Source organism: Bacillus sp. OTU530 (assembly GCF_038440375.1).
This window is the reverse complement of record NZ_JASATP010000056.1, coordinates 17,623-35,357: the sequence shown is the minus strand read 5'-3', so window position 1 is coordinate 35,357 and position 17,735 is coordinate 17,623. Positions and strand designations below refer to the sequence as shown.

General features: G+C 37.2%; 13 protein-coding genes and 2 pseudogenes. 12 read left to right on the top strand and 3 right to left on the bottom strand.

What is annotated here, in order from left to right:
- From AAHB12_RS26490 to AAHB12_RS26455, 8 genes and pseudogenes are all read left to right on the top strand, one after another.
- A partial coding sequence (locus AAHB12_RS26490; RefSeq protein WP_342048200.1) for a phosphoenolpyruvate carboxykinase (ATP) occupies window positions 1-406 on the top strand: 406 nt, incomplete at its 5' end.
- 154 nt (window positions 407-560) lie between these two features.
- Window positions 561-851: pseudogene (locus tag AAHB12_RS26485) on the top strand (isocitrate/isopropylmalate family dehydrogenase); the annotation flags it as partial.
- A 56-nt stretch (window positions 852-907) separates the two neighbouring features.
- The gene (locus AAHB12_RS26480; RefSeq protein ID WP_342048199.1) at window positions 908-2,410 is read left to right on the top strand and encodes a malate:quinone oxidoreductase; all 1,503 of its coding nucleotides are present in this window, start codon (window positions 908-910) and stop codon (window positions 2,408-2,410) included.
- Window positions 2,411-3,381: 971 nt separating this feature from the next.
- The gene (locus tag AAHB12_RS26475) at window positions 3,382-4,689 is read left to right on the top strand and encodes a 2-hydroxycarboxylate transporter family protein (RefSeq protein WP_342048205.1); all 1,308 of its coding nucleotides are present in this window, start codon (window positions 3,382-3,384) and stop codon (window positions 4,687-4,689) included.
- A 183-nt stretch (window positions 4,690-4,872) separates the two neighbouring features.
- The gene (locus AAHB12_RS26470; RefSeq protein WP_342048198.1) at window positions 4,873-6,120 is read left to right on the top strand and encodes an NAD(P)-dependent malic enzyme; all 1,248 of its coding nucleotides are present in this window, start codon (window positions 4,873-4,875) and stop codon (window positions 6,118-6,120) included.
- Between the two features lie 75 nt (window positions 6,121-6,195).
- On the top strand, window positions 6,196-6,378 hold the full coding sequence (locus tag AAHB12_RS26465; protein ID WP_342048197.1) for a YolD-like family protein: 183 nt from the start codon (window positions 6,196-6,198) through the stop codon (window positions 6,376-6,378).
- 352 nt (window positions 6,379-6,730) lie between these two features.
- Window positions 6,731-8,332, top strand: coding sequence for a DcuS/MalK family sensor histidine kinase (gene dcuS, locus AAHB12_RS26460; protein ID WP_342048196.1), 1,602 nt, complete (start codon window positions 6,731-6,733; stop codon window positions 8,330-8,332).
- Entirely contained in the window at window positions 8,329-9,036 is a 708-nt protein-coding gene (locus AAHB12_RS26455; RefSeq protein ID WP_342048195.1) for a response regulator, read from the top strand. The genes dcuS and AAHB12_RS26455 overlap by 4 nt, the downstream gene beginning before the upstream one ends.
- Window positions 9,037-9,110: 74 nt before the next feature.
- Here the strand turns inward: AAHB12_RS26455 and AAHB12_RS26450 are convergent, their stop codons facing one another.
- Complete coding sequence (locus tag AAHB12_RS26450) at window positions 9,111-9,341, bottom strand: recombinase family protein (protein WP_342048203.1); 231 nt, start codon at window positions 9,339-9,341, stop codon at window positions 9,111-9,113.
- Between the two features lie 395 nt (window positions 9,342-9,736).
- Between AAHB12_RS26450 and AAHB12_RS26445 the strand changes: the two genes are divergently transcribed.
- From AAHB12_RS26445 to AAHB12_RS26430, 4 genes and pseudogenes are all read left to right on the top strand, one after another.
- Window positions 9,737-10,936: an acetate kinase gene (locus AAHB12_RS26445; protein ID WP_342048194.1), complete on the top strand. Its 1,200-nt coding sequence runs from the start codon at window positions 9,737-9,739 to the stop codon at window positions 10,934-10,936.
- 91 nt (window positions 10,937-11,027) lie between these two features.
- Entirely contained in the window at window positions 11,028-11,981 is a 954-nt protein-coding gene (locus AAHB12_RS26440) for a sugar ABC transporter substrate-binding protein (protein ID WP_342048192.1), read from the top strand.
- A 248-nt stretch (window positions 11,982-12,229) separates the two neighbouring features.
- A pseudogene (locus AAHB12_RS26435) lies at window positions 12,230-12,431 on the top strand (DDE-type integrase/transposase/recombinase); the annotation flags it as partial.
- A 130-nt stretch (window positions 12,432-12,561) separates the two neighbouring features.
- On the top strand, window positions 12,562-12,822 hold the full coding sequence (locus AAHB12_RS26430; RefSeq protein WP_342048191.1) for an HPr family phosphocarrier protein: 261 nt from the start codon (window positions 12,562-12,564) through the stop codon (window positions 12,820-12,822).
- 589 nt (window positions 12,823-13,411) lie between these two features.
- Here the strand turns inward: AAHB12_RS26430 and AAHB12_RS26425 are convergent.
- Window positions 13,412-15,028 (bottom strand): glycoside hydrolase family 32 protein, encoded by a 1,617-nt coding sequence (locus AAHB12_RS26425; RefSeq protein WP_446715620.1) that lies wholly within the window; start codon window positions 15,026-15,028, stop codon window positions 13,412-13,414.
- Window positions 15,029-15,341: 313 nt separating this feature from the next.
- Window positions 15,342-16,823: a glycoside hydrolase family 68 protein gene (locus AAHB12_RS26420; RefSeq protein ID WP_342048190.1), complete on the bottom strand. Its 1,482-nt coding sequence runs from the start codon at window positions 16,821-16,823 to the stop codon at window positions 15,342-15,344.
- Window positions 16,824-17,735: the final 912 nt, after the last annotated feature.

Sequence of the window (17,735 nt, the reverse complement as noted above, 5' to 3'; positions counted from 1 at the left end):
TGGTTCGCCATTCTTACCACTTAACGCATCTCGTTATGCAGAAATGCTCGGAGAAAAAATTGAAAAACACAATGCAAACGTATTCTTAGTGAACACAGGCTGGACTGGCGGCGAATACGGCGTAGGTCAGCGTATGAATCTTGCCTACACACGTGCTATGGTAAAAGCAGCACTTAACGGTGAATTAGACAACGTGGAAACTGGAAAGGATGATATCTTCGGTCTGGAAATTCCGCTCCATGTTCCAGGTGTACCTGATGGCGTATTAATGCCAGAACAAACCTGGGCTGACAAAGAAGCTTATCGAGCAAAAGCATTGGATCTTGCCAGCAAGTTCAAAGAAAACTTCAAAAAGTTCACAAGCGTATCTGAAGAGATTGTTGAGCTGGGCGGACCTTTGGTATGACGAAAAGCGAAGCCGACTGTTCCACTCTCAAGGAGAGAAAATACATTATCACGCTATAAACCATAACCAGGCTTATAGAAAACAGCATTTGCCGACAAAACCCATGTTTCTACAGCGGCAGTCCATGATGTAAAAAAGGATCCCATCGTGTCTCGAGCTCGGTGATAAAGTATTTATTTAGACACAATACGAACGCACTGTTGAAAAAGAAGGAAAAGATGCCGCGAATAATGCGTGAGCAGCAGGTGAAATTGTTGTGAAAGATTCTATTGTAGATATTTTCTTACAACAGATTTTAATTCGTCCTCGTGAGTTCGATATAGTTGCAACAATGAACTTAAATGGAGATTATATTTCTGATGCAGTGGCTGCGCAAGTAGGCGGTATTGGTATTGCATCTGGAGCTAGCATCGACTATGTAACAGGACATGCTATTTGTGACGCCTAAGCAGGAGCGCCTACATCCTTTCTGCGAATTTTAGGGTATAAGGGACGGTAAAAATGAGCAATAGAGAAACTAAAACAGACGTTATCTTAATTGGTGCCGGAATCATGAGTGCGACTTTGGGGACACTTCTGAAAGAATTAGTACCAGGCTGGAAAATTACAGTGTTTGAGAAGCTCGCAAATGCAGGAGAGGAAAGTTCTAACGAATGGAATAATGCGGGAACGGGGCATGCAGCACTGTGCGAGCTTAACTACACTGTCGAAAAACTGGATGGGTCTGTAGATATTAGTAAAGCTATAGAAATTAATGAACAGTTTCAGGTTTCAATGCAGTTTTGGTCTCATCTTGTAAACAACAAGCTGATACGTAATCCACAGGACTTTATCATACCATTGCCTCATATGAGTCTAGTACAAGGGGAACAAAATGTAACGTTTTTAAAGAAACGTTTTGAGGCTTTTTCAAAAAATCCTCTATTTCAAGGAATGGAATTTTCCGATGATCCGGAGAAACTGATGGAGTGGATTCCGCTTATTATGCAAGAACGTGCATCGGATGAACCTATAGCGGCAACAAAAATTGACTTTGGAACTGATGTCAACTTTGGCGCTTTGGCACGCATGTTGTTTGACCACTTAAATAGTAAAAATGTAGATATAAACTACAAACATAGTGTTGAGGATATTAAACGTACTAGCGACGGCTTGTGGGAATTAAAAGTGCGGAACCTCAGTAGCGGTACTGTCGAACGCCATGCTGCAAAATTCGTCTTTATCGGAGGCGGTGGAGGAAGTCTGCATTTGCTGCAAAAATCTGGTATTCCTGAAGGGAAGCATATTGGAGGATTCCCGGTAAGCGGAATATTTATGGTGTGTAATAATCCCGATGTTATAGCGCAGCATCATGCAAAAGTATACGGCAAAGCTAAGGTTGGTGCTCCTCCAATGTCTGTTCCGCATCTTGATACCCGATTTATCGACAATAAAAAATCGTTGCTGTTTGGACCATTTGCCGGCTTCTCACCAAAGTTTTTAAAAACCGGTTCAATATTTGATTTGATAACTTCCGTAAAATCAGATAATCTCTTGACCATGTTGTCGGCAGGTGCCAAAAACATGTCGTTGACAAAATACCTGATCCAGCAAGTTATGTTATCAAAAGAAAAGCGCATGGAAGAGTTACGTGAGTTTATCCCGAACGCTAAAAGCGAGGAGTGGGATTTAGTAGTAGCGGGCCAACGTGTGCAAGTGATCAAAGACACTGAAGCCGACGGTAAAGGAACGCTTCAATTTGGGACGGAAGTTGTTAGTGCCGCTGATGGTTCAATAGCAGCATTACTCGGCGCTTCTCCGGGTGCTTCTACCGCCGTTTCCGTCATGCTTGAAATAATAACAAAATGCTTTCCTGAACATATAAAAGAGTGGGAACCGAGGATTAAAGAAATGATTCCTTCTTATGGCGTGTCATTAATGGAAAACCCAACGCTTCTGCACGAGATTCATACTTCAACAGCGCAGACGCTTGGTCTAAGCAAAAAAGAGCTGGTCTTTAGCTAATTCTTTAGATGTAGAAACCAAGGTACTGAGTGATTAAGTGTAAGCAACATGTTTCATTCATGGACAATCGTTTCTATAGTGAAGATACAATGATTGAAAAAGCAGGGGTAAGAATGGAACTGAGTAAATAATAGAATATCGCTGGAAATAAAGTACAGAACCTTGAATCTATCTCTGGATTAAAGGTTCTTTTTTCGCAATTAGAGAGGCTACGATGATTTACCACAAGTAAAAGCGAAATTTTTTATGTGAAGTTGATATCGAATTAACTAAGATAAAAATAGACAAAAACTTACAGGACATTCAAATTAATTACAAACATATTGCGTTTACAATGATGAATAACGGGCATACTATTCAGGCAAATGATACCTCTGGCAGCAATTCAATTGTGATTGAAGGGAAACAATGTAAATTGATTCAAGTACATTAGCGAAAATCAAATTGACGGAAAGAGCTTTGATATGGAAGGACATCTTATTCACAGAAATGATGAAGAGTAACTTGCTGTTTTAGGTTTCCTTATTTCATCCGGACAAGAAAAAGAAGTCCTTGCTGAGCTGTTTTCAAAACTGCCAAAAGGAGAAACAAAGCAGGATATAGCATTAGACAACCCTATTGAAATGTCAAAGGAACAAACCGCGGCTTTTGGAGCAATATTCCCGAATAACAGCCGTCCCTTTCATCCAATGAATGACAGAGAGATTCTGACAAAGTAAACAAATTCACTTGAAATATTATGGAACAATCGACATTTTTATTTATAAATATTAACATAAAGATTTTAAGAAAAATATCGCAACAAACCATTTGTAAGCAGTTATTTGACTGCTTGCTTTTTTTAATTACACAAACTCTTATAAAAGTTGTATAAACTATAAAGTTTTTTGAAAATCACTTAAATTAAGATTATAAAGTAATAGGAGGTTATAACATGGAACCAGTGAAAAAAATGCAAACGCTTCCTTTATATAGAGGAGAATCTAGAAAATCAAAGTTTTTTATCAAAACTTAAAGTGTTGAAAGTAGGAGTAATTCCTTTACCTCTTTATGTAGTATTAGCACTGATTATTTATGGTGCATCTGTATATAATCAGCTCCCTCCTGATATGATTGGTGGTTTTGCCGTCATCATGGTTATGGGAATTTTACTTGGAGATATCGGAATGAAAATTCCTATTTTGAAAGATATTGGCGGTCCAGCGATTTTAGCGCTCTTAGTCCCATCTATTTTAGTATTTTTTCAGTTGATGAATTCGGCTTCGTTGGAAGCGGTAACAACACTGATGAAAACATCTAATTTTCTTTATCTTTATATTTCTTGTTTAGTTGCAGGTAGTATTCTTGGTATGAACCGTAAAGTATTATTACAAGGATTTACGCGTATGTTTATTCCGCTTATATTAGGAACGCTTGCTTCTGTCGTAGCGGGAGTTTTAGTTGGATTATTGTTTGGATATGATATGAAACATACATTTTTCTATATTGTCGTACCAATTATTGGTGGAGGAATTGGAGAGGGAATCTTACCACTTTCTCTAGCATACTCTCAAATTTTAGGAACAGCTGCCGAAACATTTGTATCGCAAATGATCCCAGCAGCTGTCATCGGAAATATCGTCGCAATTATTTGTGCTGGTTTAATGAAACGCTTAGGAGAAAAAAAACCGGAGCTTACTGGAAATGGTGTGCTAGTGAAAGCGAAAGGCGGCGATGGGATTACACAAGAAACGAGTATCAATAAACCTATTGATTTTTCGCTAATGGGCGCTGGATTATTGATTGCCTGCAGTTTCTTCATCTTTGGTAGCCTAGCGCATAAATTTCTAGGTATCCCTGGTCCTGTACTCATGATTGTGGCTGCAACACTGGTCAAATGTTTAAAAGTGATGCCTGCAAAAATGGAACAAGGTGCCTATCATTTATATAAATTTGTTTCAACAAGTTTAACATGGCCTCTCATGGTTGGTTTAGGTATTCTCTATATCCCATTAGAAGATGTAGTGAAAATTGTAACTCCAGCTTATGTTGTAATTTGTTCTGCAGTTGTTGTTGCAATGGTAGGAACCGGGTATGTTGTTGGGAAATTTATGAACCTGTATCCTGTTGATTCAGCGATTGTGACAGGCTGTCACAGCGGTTTAGGCGGAACAGGCGATGTGGCCATTTTATCAGCTTCCAACCGCATGTCATTAATGCCCTTTGCACAAGTTGCAACAAGACTTGGCGGTGCTGGCACTGTTATATTAGCAACATTGCTAATGAAATTATTAAGTTAAAAACTATGTTAAAACGAGTATCAGCCTAAGCCAAATATAGATAAAATATTGCCTTTATTCACAAAAGGGAGAGAACGAAAGAAAAGTTGCTAAAAATTCAACCTGCAAGCTACTACCCTATCGTGAATTCTCTTCCTTTTTACTAGGATAACTGAAAAATTCAACAAAGAGGAGCGCTATAATATGTCAACATTACGCGATAAAGCATTACAAATGCATAAGGAAAATCAAGGAAAGCTTGGTGTCTATTCTAAGGTTCCAGTACATGATGCAAATGATTTAAGTCTTGCTTATTCCCCAGGTGTAGCGGAGCCTTGCTTAGACATTCATAAGGACGAAAGCAAAGTGTATGATTACACAATGAAAGGGAATCTCGTTGCCGTTGTCTCAGACGGAACAGCTGTACTTGGTCTTGGGAATATCGGTCCGAAAGCTGCTATGCCAGTTATGGAAGGAAAAGCATTGTTATTCAAGTCATTTGCCGATGTGGATGCATTCCCTATTTGCTTAGATACAACTGACCCAGATAAAATTGTGGAGGTTGTTAAATTATTAGAGCCGACTTTTGGAGGAGTGAATTTAGAAGACATCGCAGCACCTCAATGCTTTGAAATTGAAGATCGTTTACGAAAAGTTTGCGATATTCCGATTTTTCATGATGACCAACATGGTACGGCTATTGTGACTGCTGCAGGGTTAATCAACGCTCTTAAACTGGCTAACAAAAAAATTGAAGAAATTCGTGTCGTGGCAAATGGTGCCGGCGCTGCAGGCGTAGCGATTGTAAAGCTACTGCTTCATATGGGTGTAAAAGATGTTATATTATGCGATACAAAAGGAATCATTTATGAAGGCCGTCCGGTCGGGATGAACAAGTTCAAAGAGGAAATGGCCCGCATCACAAATAAAGAACAAAAGAAGGGTACATTAGCAGATGCTCTTGTTGGAGCTGATGTGTTTGTGGGGGTATCAGCTGCAGGTGCCGTTACAAAAGAAATGGTTCGTTCTATGAATCAGAATTCAATTATTTTTGCTATGGCTAATCCAGTGCCAGAGATTATGCCTGAAGAGGCAAAAGAAGCGGGAGCACTCGTAGTAGGGACAGGACGCTCTGACTTCCCAAATCAGGTGAATAACGTCCTTGCATTTCCTGGTATCTTCCGCGGTGCTCTAGACGTTCATGCGAAGGAAATCAATGAGGAAATGAAACTTGCTGCTGTTTATGCCATTGCTGAGTTAATTGCAGATGAAGACCTTCATACGGATTATGTCATCCCAGATCCATTTGACCGTCGAGTAGCGGCTCATGTAGCAGCAGCTGTTGCAAACGCCGCAATGAAAACAGGAGTTTCACAAAAATATGTTGATGTAGAAGAAATCAAAAATCGCCTATTGGCATTGGTAGAAGAAAAACAACCTGTTTTGGTATAACTCCAGCCCAACTAAAAGAAAACTTATCTAATAATTGGTTCAGCAAAGTCTATTTCACACTAAGGATTGATGTTCATGTTCTTAAAAGAATTAACCAAAAGCTGCTTAATCACCATTACTTATTATCAGAACGAATCGTTACAAATATGCAAGGCCCGTGTTTGTCACCTTAATGTACATCAACAAACTCTTTCTGTAGAGGATGAACAGCGAAAGATCCTTACGATTCGTTTATCTGATATTAAGGACATTCATTAAGTACTTTGATTGTTGTGTAAATATTAATGCATGGAAAAAGGTTGTTTGATTCTTTTAGTGCCATTTACTAAGCAGCCAGCTCACCCCCCTTGCCTGGATAATCAAGGGGGGTGAGCTTGTCTTTTAATAAAGAATTGTTATCAGACTTATTATTTCTTTAGAGAGTATACTAAAGGAAAACTGGACCTAAATGCCACGGAGGCATCGCTATTTCACGAGTATTACAAAAGGAATTTAAATTACGAAAATTAAGATGAACAAATGCAATATTAGTTGTTGGCATGCGGAAAATCTAAGAAAGGGATACTATGTTTAAAATCACGAGTTTCAAGAGAATTTGGAGGCAAGGGTTATGAAGAGAAGGACATGGAATCTACAAGCGACCATTACGCTATTGGTTTGTGGTGTTGTAGCCATTTCTTTGCTCGTAACGGATTTATTAATCAGTAGAACTATAGTTGCAAGTATAGAAAAGGATCGAGGAGAAAAAGCAACAAATGTGGCACGTATGGTAGCACATTCACAACTCGTAACGGAAGCTTTAGGAAACCAAGAAAAGGAGAGTGCTATCCAAGAGTTTGCAGAGGAAACTCGCCGTCTTACTAATGTAAAATTTATTGTAGTGATGGATATGAATGGGATTCGTAAGTCGCATCCCGACCCTACCAAGATAGGAAAGCAATTCGTCGGCGGGGATAAGGCGATTTCCTTAAATGGAAAAGAACATACTTCTATATCAAAAGGTACGTTAGGACTATCTCTTCGTTCCTTAACACCAATTTTCGACCGTACTGGTAAGCAGTTAGGAGTAGTGGCGGTAGGTATTTCCTTAAATGATGTTCAAAAAGCAGTAAGTCAAGGCCACAAAAACATCTATACAGGAACCTTATTTGGAATAGTAGCGGGTGTTCTGGGTGCTGTGCTTTTGTCAAGATATGTAAGGAGAATCCTTTTTGGATTGGAGCCCTCTGCTATCGCTAAGTTATTTCAAGAGCGAGATGCTATCTTGCAATCAGTAAGGGAAGGAATTATAGCTGTTGACCAAGAGTCCCGTATTACACTGGTAAACAAAGCGGCTTTACATTTATTCCATAAGGCAGGGTTAGCTCAAGAACCGCGGGGAAGGAAATTGGAGGAATACTTGTCAAACTCAAGAATGGGAAGGATATTGAAAACCGGGGAAACAGTGCAGGACGAAGAAATGATTTTAAACGGTATCACGTTGGTGGTAAATCGTGTACCAATCTTTTTGAATGACAAGATAGTGGGGGCTGTTTCAACATTTCGGGACAAAACAGAAATTCAACAGCTAGCTGAACAATTGACTGGTGTACGTTTGTATGCAGAGGCGCTCCGTGCGCAGTCTCATGAGTTTATGAATAAACTGCATGTTATTTTAGGAATGTCGCATATGGGGTATTATGATCAAATGACAAATTATATACGTGAATTGGTAAATCATCGAAACGATGAAATGGGTGCTATATCCAAAAATATTAAAGATCCTGTACTGGCGGGATTTCTCTTAGGTAAATTAAGTTATGCGCGTGAAACCGGTGCTGAGCTACATATATCAAGTAAACGTAAGGTGCCTGATCCCCTTCATCCCTACATGTCTCACGAGTTAATTACAATATTGGGAAATTTAATTGACAATGCCCTAGAAGCAGTATCTAGCTGTCCTCGGAAGCAAATAGAAGTGCATTTCGACTACGGGGATGATATCTTAACCATTGAGGTAAAGGATACCGGAGTCGGGATAGAAAAAGAAATACAAAATCATATGTTTAAAAAAGGATTTTCTACTAAGGGAGAAAACAGGGGAGTGGGACTCTTTTTAATTCGTCAAAGCCTGAACAGACTGGGTGGAGAAATGGAAATTTCCTCAAAGCCATCTCAAGGAACGAGATTTGTTGTTTATATACCATACGATTGCAAGGGTGATACAGAATGATACATGTTCTCATAGTAGATGATGATCCGATGGTCGCGGAGTTTAACAAACGCTACTTGGAGCAAGTAGGAGGATTTCAGCTAGTGTCTGTTGTTTCTTCTGTAGATGCTGCGTTACATATATTGGAGAAACAGACAGTTGATTTAATTTTACTAGACATCTTTATGCCGGGGAAGACTGGGTTGGAGTTGTTGCTGTATATTCGAGAAACAGGGAAGAAAGCAGATGTGATTTTTATTACGGCTGCTTCCGATATGGAAAGAATTCAAATGGCTCTACGGTATGGAGCGGTCGACTACTTAATTAAGCCCTTTGAATTTGAACGATTTAATGAAGCCTTATCAGCCTATCGAGAGAAATTCATGTTTATGAAAAATCAGCAGGTATTAAGTCAGAAAGAGTTGGATCGGCAACTCCTATACAAAGAACCAAGGGCAATAGTAGAAGAGTTGCCGAAAGGATTAACAAAAAGTACGTTACAAGTGATATGGGAAACCGTACAAAGTATGAGAGAGTCTCCTTTTTCAACGGAAGATATTGCTGGACGTGTTGGTATCTCGAGAGTATCGGTAAGAAAGTATTTAAAATTTTTGGGCGATATAGATGCTCTCTATGTTCAAGTTCATTATGGAACGATTGGGAGACCAAATTACCAATATAAATACAATAAAGCAAAAGAAACCATAATAAAGAGCTTTCTGTAAGCGGTCTATATAGACCGCTTACTTATTTTAGTTACAAAATACATGATTGGATATATACGAGTCAGCATCAAAGATCATAATGAAGGTCGACAATTTGGTCTTCCACCTTTACGTCCCCGAGCATGGGCTGTCTTCAGGACAGTCATGGTACGTTCACGAATAGTGTTTCGTTCAAATTCAGCTAATACTGATAGTATTCCAAACATGGCTTTACCTGCGGCTGTACCGGTATTGATTTTATCTTGAATACTGACAAATTCCACTTCTTTTTCGCTAAGTCCTCTTGCTAAATGAACTGTTAAAATGCTGCTCCTAAAGCATTTGTTCCCTTTTTGTTTTTAGGCAATTTCCTCTTTCCATTGAAAATAGAGTTGGAAATTGTATTTAACATCAAATTTATTTTTTAATTACAAAAAGTCTTAAAAAGTTACTTATGTATGAATGTTCATTAGAAAGTAATATGATAAGGATACAAGAGGTAATAATATAGAACCAGTGAAGAAATGCAAACGTTTTCTGAATCTAAAAGAGAAACCTTCCTCATCTATTCATCTTGTATCGAAGGGTTATATTAATATATTAGAAAATAGATTGTTTGATTTTTTAAAAATTAATCATTAGGCAACCTATTTGAAATCGCTTGCTAGATAATCGAAAAGTTCCCTAAACAAAGTTTAGATAAAAAGGAGCAGTGAACATAATGACAAAAGTGATTGCAATTAATGCCGGGAGCTCTTCTTTGAAATTCAAATTATTTGAAATGCCGAATGAAGAAGTACTAACAGCCGGGTTAGTAGAACGTATCGGTTTAGATAAGGGAGTATTTACTATTTTAGTAAACGGAGAAAAAGTAACAGAAATAATAGACATTCCAGACCATGCTGTTGCTGTTAAAATTCTTCTTTCTAAACTAACAGATCTTGAGATTATTCAATCGTTAAATGAAATTGAAGGAATCGGTCATCGTGTTGTACATGGTGGAGAGAAATTCAACGATTCTGTTTTCATTACAGAAGAAACATTAAGAGAGATTGAAAATTTATCAGAGTTAGCTCCTTTGCATAACCCAGCGAACATCATCGGAATCAAGGCGTTTAAAGAAGTTTTACCGAATGTAAATGCTGTAGCTGTTTTTGACACAGCATTCCACCAAACAATGCCAGAACAATCATTCTTATATAGTTTACCTTATGAATACTATGAAAACTATGGCATTCGTAAATATGGTTTCCATGGTACGTCACATAAATATGTATCTGAAAGAGCAGCAGAATTATTAGATCGCCCTATAGAAGAATTACGGCTCATTTCTTGTCACTTAGGAAATGGTGCAAGTATCGCGGCAATTGAAGGCGGGAAATCTATTGAAACTTCAATGGGCTTTACACCACTTGCAGGTGTTGCAATGGGAACTCGTTCAGGAAACATTGACCCTGCTCTCATTCCATTCATTATGGAAAAAACAGGTTGCTCAGAAATTGAAGTGTTAGATATTTTAAATAAAAAGAGTGGTTTATTGGGTATTTCAGGATTATCCAGTGACCTTCGTGACATCGAACAAGCTGCTGAAGAAGGAAATGATCGTGCAAGAACATCTCTTGAAGTATTTGCTAGTCAAATTCATAAATACATTGGTTCATACGCAGCTCGTATGTGTGGAGTAGATGCCATTATCTTTACAGCTGGAATTGGAGAAAATAGTAGTGAGGTCCGTTCACGTGTGTTACATGGATTAGAATTTATGGGAGTTTACTGGAATGCAGAATTAAATCAAGTTCGGGGAAAAGAAGCGTTTATTAGTTATCCGCATTCTCCAGTAAAAGTTATGATTATTCCAACAAATGAAGAAGTTATGATTGCTCGTGATGTAGAACGAATAGCTTTACATCACAAAGTATAAGGACTTTTGAAATATTTTATCCAATGTGAGAATGGGGATTTAAGATGAATAATCATCTACTGTCCAATAAGAGGAAAAGAGGTGAAGGCTATTGAAAAAGAGATGGATAGTTCTGCCTATTGCCGTATTTTCTCTTTTAACTTTGATAAGCTTTGCAGTTCGTTTTCCTAAAGAAGAGAATAAGCCTAAAATTATAGTTGTTGTACCAAGATTGGATATAGAATATTGGAAGATTTTTGAGTCAGGAGCCCAAAAAGCGTTTCATGAATTTGGCATAGACGGTAAGGTAATCGCTCCTGATTCTGTCTCTCCCATTAGTAATCATACTAATATGCTAAAAAAAGTTCTAAAGCAACAACCTGATGCACTAATCTTAGTTCCTATTGACGACCCATCAACCACTATTCCCGTATTGATGGAGTATAAGAAAAAAAGGATTCCCGTATTTCTTACGTCCAGGGACATGGAATGGGAGTACAAAACCGCTTATATCGGAACGGATAACACGGTATTAGGAGAAACAGCAGGAAGGTTATTAGGTTCGATGCTGCAACCAGGAGATCAAGTAGCTATCATTTTTGGAAGTTTAGAGGATCGAACCATGATCGATCGAAAGAATGGTGCAAAGGAAGTTTTAGAAGATATCGGAATCGAGGTTGTCACAGAACAAATAGGGTATAATCATTTTGGGAATCCAAAACCAGTAATGGAGAGTATCCTACAGACTTATCCAAATATCAAAGGTGTAGTTGCGACTAGCGATCGATTGGCTCTTGAGGCATTAAAAACAATAGAGAAAGATGAGTTAAAGATCCCTGTCATCGGTACAGATGGTACGATTGAAATGACAAAATTCATTAAAACAGGAAAGATAAGTGCTACCACAGCACAGAACCCTTATGATATGGGATATCAAAGCGTGGAACAAGCGCAGAAAGCAATTAAAGGAGGTAACGTTGCAAAAAGGATTGATACTGGAATTGACCTAATAACTAAGGATAATGCTAAAGAGAGATTAAATTTCTTAAAAGATGTATTGCATTGAAGACATTTGTTTATAACAATATATCACCATAACATGATAATGGTTTTGTTGATTAACCTTTGGTCTGTCCCTAGGCTAGCCATGATTTATTCACGAATAATGTCCCGTTCAAATTCTGCTAAGACTGATAGTATTCCAAACATAGCCTTACCTGTATACCAGAACCGCGTAATCACAGTCGATAAGAATCCAGCGTATCCTGTAGCTAGGAATTACAAGAAGAAAAAAGCATGCCTTTTGGTACGTAAATAAGACAACAGAGGTACCTAAATAATATCATTGAGCAAGACCATCGATTTATTAAGAAACGAGTTCGTTCTATGCTAGGATTGAAATCGTTTTGAACTGCCAAAAAGATATTGAGTAGTATGGAAGCAAGTTTTCTTACGGGAAAAGTCCGTCAAAAACCAGAAAGAATTTCTACATCAGTTGTTTGGATTTACAGTATAAGGTAGGATTCCGAAAGAAGTCTACTTATTTTTTCAAACTTTCATTGTATTTGCACCAGAGTCTAATGAAAGCATAAGTATAACTGACAACAAACTAAATACAAATAATCTTTGAAGGAGAGAATTTACTAATGATAGAAGAAAAGATTGTTGTACGTATTCAAAATGGTCTTCAGGCTCGAATTGCTACAGAATTTGTGCAAAAATCCTCATTTTTTAACAGTGAGATAAACTTAATTAAAAATGGAAGGTCAGTAGTCGCTAAAAGTATTATGGGGGTTATGTCTCTAGCAATTAGAGAAGGCGAAGAAATTACGATCATTGCAAATGGAAGCGATGAACAAGCAGCTATTGTGGCTCTAAGAGATTCTCTTTCGAATAAAAAAAGCTAGTTTTTAAAGGTTTTGTCAAAATGACTGGGAGTAGATGAGGTATAACTCTTTGATTACTAGTAAGAAAGACCAACATAATCAAAGAGTTACAAGTCAAATTATTTTTTGTGCTCTCTTATTAAAATTCTTCCTGCTGCCATAGTAAAGCTGCGTTTCTTTAATAATCTTTTTTACATAGCGGCTTAGATACGTATAATCATAAAACTCCTTGCTCCTAGTAGGAATAAGCGGAGTCTCATCCAAACGATTTAATTCAACCGGTAGCCTTCGTCTTCTTCTACAATCTTTCAGATCCTCCAATACATAAGGAAAAAGGTTCTGGTGCAAGAAATCTAGTAACTTTGGACGTACTGATATTATCAATCTAGAAAACTGCCCAAAATCGAAAAGAATTCATTGATAAGCTGTTCGGTATCGTATCATAATCCGTAAGTTAGTAGAAAATTCATATCCTACGTTTTTTATAAATTATCTTTGCACCAGAACCGAAGAGCATATATTTTCTTCACAAAACTCTTGTGCCGCACCTTTGATACTTGAATCGAAACACTAAATGACTCACGACCAAAACCACTTCCTGGTACTGACCCTAATTGATAGAACGAAAGTGTTTGACCACAACATTTTTAAAGGTAGATGTGCCTCCTTCAGAAAAAAGTGTTATTCCTTTATCATTTAAATGAGGAAATACTTCATTCGAATAGGTTACATTACCATCGTCAATGAATACTTCGATACTTGTTTTATCAACAAGAACTTTCAAATGAACTTTCTTCTTACTTGCGTCAAACGGGGCTTTATTTTCAACATATTTTTTACTCTTATCGGGTTGGTCTGTAAAAGCTCTATTAACATAAGAAAAGTGATCTTGTATAAAAAAGCCCACATCAATATGGCGTGTTTTGTCCGTTGACTCTCGAATTCTTAATCCTACATTCTTGGCATCCGACCAAGATATATCAGCATCAAGCTGATAAACGTCACCTTTTACTTTAAGGGTTTTTGAACCATTAACCTCGATATGTTTAAAATGATTTGTTGAGAAGGTTAATTGATTCAATGCTTCAATAGGCTGTGAAGTAAGAATGTATGCATCGTCATCTTGTTTTTTTAGTTTAATTTGACGAACAATGGAATCCCCCCCGTTAAAACCGTCTTGCAATGTTGGTGTATTGTTCGGATAATCCCAATTATTTATCCAAGCCAAAGCGTAACGTTTATCAAATTTATTTCTGCTTTTACCATCTTCAAAAGTAACGCCGGCGTACCAATCGAAACCATAATCCAACCAATGTGGTTCACTGTGATCTGCGATAAAGTCCTTTCCATTATAGTTACCGATCCAATATGCGTAGGTATTGGGTTTACCTATGGATTTTCCATTCGCACTGGCGCCTAGAACCCACTTATATGTCCCGTCATTTGCCCGCATCATGAAAAGATCAGGACATTCTACAACTCCTATATTTTGTGTGAAGAACCCTCCTGTATAGTGCCATTCTTTTAGATTATGGGATTCATAAAAACCAATCTTCGTTCCTTCAGCTAAAGCCATCATCCATTTACCAGATTGATTATCCCAGATAATTTTTGGATCTCTAAAATCTTTTGTCCCTGGATTAGGCATAATCGGATGATCACTGTAAGATTTAAACGTTTTTCCTTTGTCTGTGCTATACCATAGATATTGCTCCTGTTTTCCTCCGTCGGCAGACGGTTGGGTTACAATCGCCACAATGGCTCCTTTTCCAAAGCCTCCAGTGTTTTTTCGGTCAACAATGACTGATCCTGACCAAATATCACCATTTTTGTTTGTGTACTTAGGAATGGCCACCCCTTCATCTTTCCAGTGCACCAAATCCTGTGATGTCGCATGCCGCCATTCTGTACCATTACCACTTGGATAATCACGGTTATAGAGATAATAGTAATGATACTTTCCATCAAAGTAAATAGGTCTCTGAGGGTCATTTTTCCATTTGTCAGGAGTACTAAAATGATACACGGGTCGAGAAGTTAACTTGGAGTTGGTGACCGATTTATTTATTTTCTTATCTATATGAAGGTCCAATAATCGTATGCAAAATATGATACCTAGGCAGATAATGAAACCACCTATCCATATATGGACTTTTTTATTGAATACTCTTTTTTTCAAAATAGATTCATTCCTTTTTAATTTTGTTGGGAGCAGATTATCCACCATATAACTGACTTATAGTTTCGACTTATTAGTAAGGGTATAAGCAGTTGATACGATCACTAGCAATAACGCTAAAAAATTGATGAACGGATAAGCATTGTAATAAGGGAAGGTCGAAAAAACTAATCAGTTATATATACATTCAAGCTACTTCTTTTAGAAATGAATGTGTTTAATATCTAAAAACAAAAGAAAATGGCGATAAACTATCACCATTTCCCCTAATCTTAAGCTTTCTCTTTTTTAATTATAAGCCTGTAATTATTGTTGTAACTTAGGTGGATGTACCAAAAAATAAGTAAAATAGGAAAAACTATTATTTGTTTTTACCATCAACCGTTAATTGTCCTTGTTCAAGAATGCTATTTGGTACAACAGATGTTTTGGATCCCTGAATGTTAAGTAAAAAGCTTGGTGCAAAAGTAGAATGGTGGTCTGTATAAAAACCTCTATTTGTCATATAGCTTGTGATTACTACATTATTACCTTCTGTTTGCGGTATAGCAAAGTGAGAGTAAGTCCATGTAAGATCATTAGGATCAAGACCCATTCGCAATACAAGTCCGCTTCCGTTTAACGGTTTATATGGGCCGGTTAAGGAATCGGATACATATCCTAACATGTATACATCATTCCAGCCTATTCCATCAATGGTCATTTTGGATCCTCGCGAATCTGTAAATAGATACCATTTATTATTCATTTTAAATATGTTAGCACGTTCAATTTCATCTGTTACGGTATTAGATGCAATCAACGGATCCATTACTTTTTTGAGGGTATAATCATCATTTAATTCAATGATACCCAGTGCACCGTTCGCGAACTCAGCGCTACTTTTTTTAGGGCTTTGCAACAATTTATTTTTTTCAGCTTGGAAGAAGGCATTACTTCCACCATAATAAGATTTATTGTATAGCGATTCCGCTCCCTGGTAACCATCCTCTGTCCCTGTATTAGCTTCAAAAACAAGGTATTTATGGCCATTGTCTTCAACATAGTGAGGATCCCTTAATGTATGATTATCCCATGTATTAGTATTAGGATCGGAAGCTTTAAAACCTTGTAGAGCAGTTTGATATTTTTTACCGTCTCCATCAAAGATAGATTTGAAATCTTCTACACCATCAACTTTCAGCGTATTAGCATCTGGTTGAGACACATTAACTTGGGCTGTTGTTAAGGTTTGTTTACCATAGTGTCCGGAATCTGGTGCCCAGCTATCCCGATCTGTATAAAATAAACGGACTTTCCCATCAGAGGTTAAGGTTGCAGAACCTGACCACTCTTCTGCCTGATTTTTAAGAATAGGATCATTAGAAGCGAATTTATCACTATCTTTAAATACTCTTCCGGCATTTTTCCAGCTATCAACAGATGTGTCGCCTATTTTTTGATAGAACATGTAAATAAACGTGTCCCATCCTCTTTTAGGGTCTCCTGCTAAAGCAAAAACGATATGGTAACCATTATAATTCGCCACTGTTCCATCAGCGTTTTGAAGCGGCCAGCTATCCCATACATCTAAATCTATTAAATTACCAAACTGATCATAGCCTTTTGCTGAAGAAAGATTTTTAATTTTGGATGCATCGAATTGAGGCACTTTAAATTGATCACTGTTTTGCTGTCCAGGTATTTTCAGCATGTCATAACGTGTAATATGGGAAATTCCATAATTTTTGTTGAAATCTTGACTGTCTTTTTCTGCAGCAAAAGCTTGAATTCCACCACTCATTACTAATGCTGTAGTAAAGGTTAATGCTGCTGTTTTTCTGATAACTTTTTGGATATTCATAAATTTTCTCCTCCTCTTAATCTTCATTAGATGTTAAAGACAAGCATTCTTTATTCATTTCTTAACTTACAGGAATGAGTGAAGAATGAAGTGCTGACCAGCACCATCTACGTATTTTTCCAAGGCTGCAGGGTTCGTCATCATTGCAGCAGGATGGACAAAGTCATTCATTATGGCTTCATATATCTAGGAAACTACCCTGCTCATTAAACTAGAAAGACATGAACTAAAACAAAGGTGCACCGATTGATAAAGGGCATGGATTTCTCAAAACGACGAGTTAAAATGGTTTCCTACCCCTATATTTTCTTAAGAATGTTTTACAGAACCGATTCCGCTATTAATTTACATTCTTCTCTAGAGGGAGTCAACTGGCGTTGTAAATCAATATCAAAAATATCTAAAAATTTAAATGGATCATTAAAACTGAGATCTAGGCAATGAAAGCGAATAAAAAACAAAAGAATAGCATAGAAAAATAAAATCAAAATTTTTTTCGAAAATAGATATTTTTAGTTATGTTAACTAAAAATATCTGTCATTTTTGTTTGGTTTTATCTACGTTGTTAGCATTGGTTTTTATTTTTATAGGTTTTTTTGTCGTTTTTTGCATAATTACACTAGGATATTCGAAGGGATTCACAGTTAACAACGGGTAAATTCTAATAAATTAAGTAAATTAATTGGAAACACATTGAACGAAATCGATTTTTTTGTTATGATTCATTTAATATTTTTAGTAAATTTAACTTAAATTTACTTGTCTTTACTTTAGGTAGTAATAAAATGGCGATAAGTTTTTTGCATGACCGCTTACATGACAGGAATGTACCGATGAAAGCGGTGCTTCAGACAGAGTTAATCATTCGAGAGAGCTGTCAAGCTCAGCAATAAATAAACTAATTATTAATT

Excerpts from the sequence above, each read along its gene's own strand:
- AAHB12_RS26420 (WP_342048190.1), bottom strand. The coding sequence starts at position 16,823 with ATGAATATCCAAAAAGTTATCAGAAAAACAGCAGCATTAACCTTTACT.
- AAHB12_RS26425 (WP_446715620.1), bottom strand. The coding sequence starts at position 15,028 with ATGGTGGATAATCTGCTCCCAACAAAATTAAAAAGGAATGAATCTATT.
- AAHB12_RS26480 (WP_342048199.1), top strand. The coding sequence starts at position 908 with ATGAGCAATAGAGAAACTAAAACAGACGTTATCTTAATTGGTGCCGGA.
- dcuS (WP_342048196.1), top strand. The coding sequence starts at position 6,731 with ATGAAGAGAAGGACATGGAATCTACAAGCGACCATTACGCTATTGGTT.
- AAHB12_RS26470 (WP_342048198.1), top strand. The coding sequence starts at position 4,873 with ATGTCAACATTACGCGATAAAGCATTACAAATGCATAAGGAAAATCAA.
- AAHB12_RS26430 (WP_342048191.1), top strand. The coding sequence starts at position 12,562 with ATGATAGAAGAAAAGATTGTTGTACGTATTCAAAATGGTCTTCAGGCT.
- AAHB12_RS26455 (WP_342048195.1), top strand. The coding sequence starts at position 8,329 with ATGATACATGTTCTCATAGTAGATGATGATCCGATGGTCGCGGAGTTT.
- AAHB12_RS26465 (WP_342048197.1), top strand. The coding sequence starts at position 6,196 with ATGTTCTTAAAAGAATTAACCAAAAGCTGCTTAATCACCATTACTTAT.
- AAHB12_RS26445 (WP_342048194.1), top strand. The coding sequence starts at position 9,737 with ATGACAAAAGTGATTGCAATTAATGCCGGGAGCTCTTCTTTGAAATTC.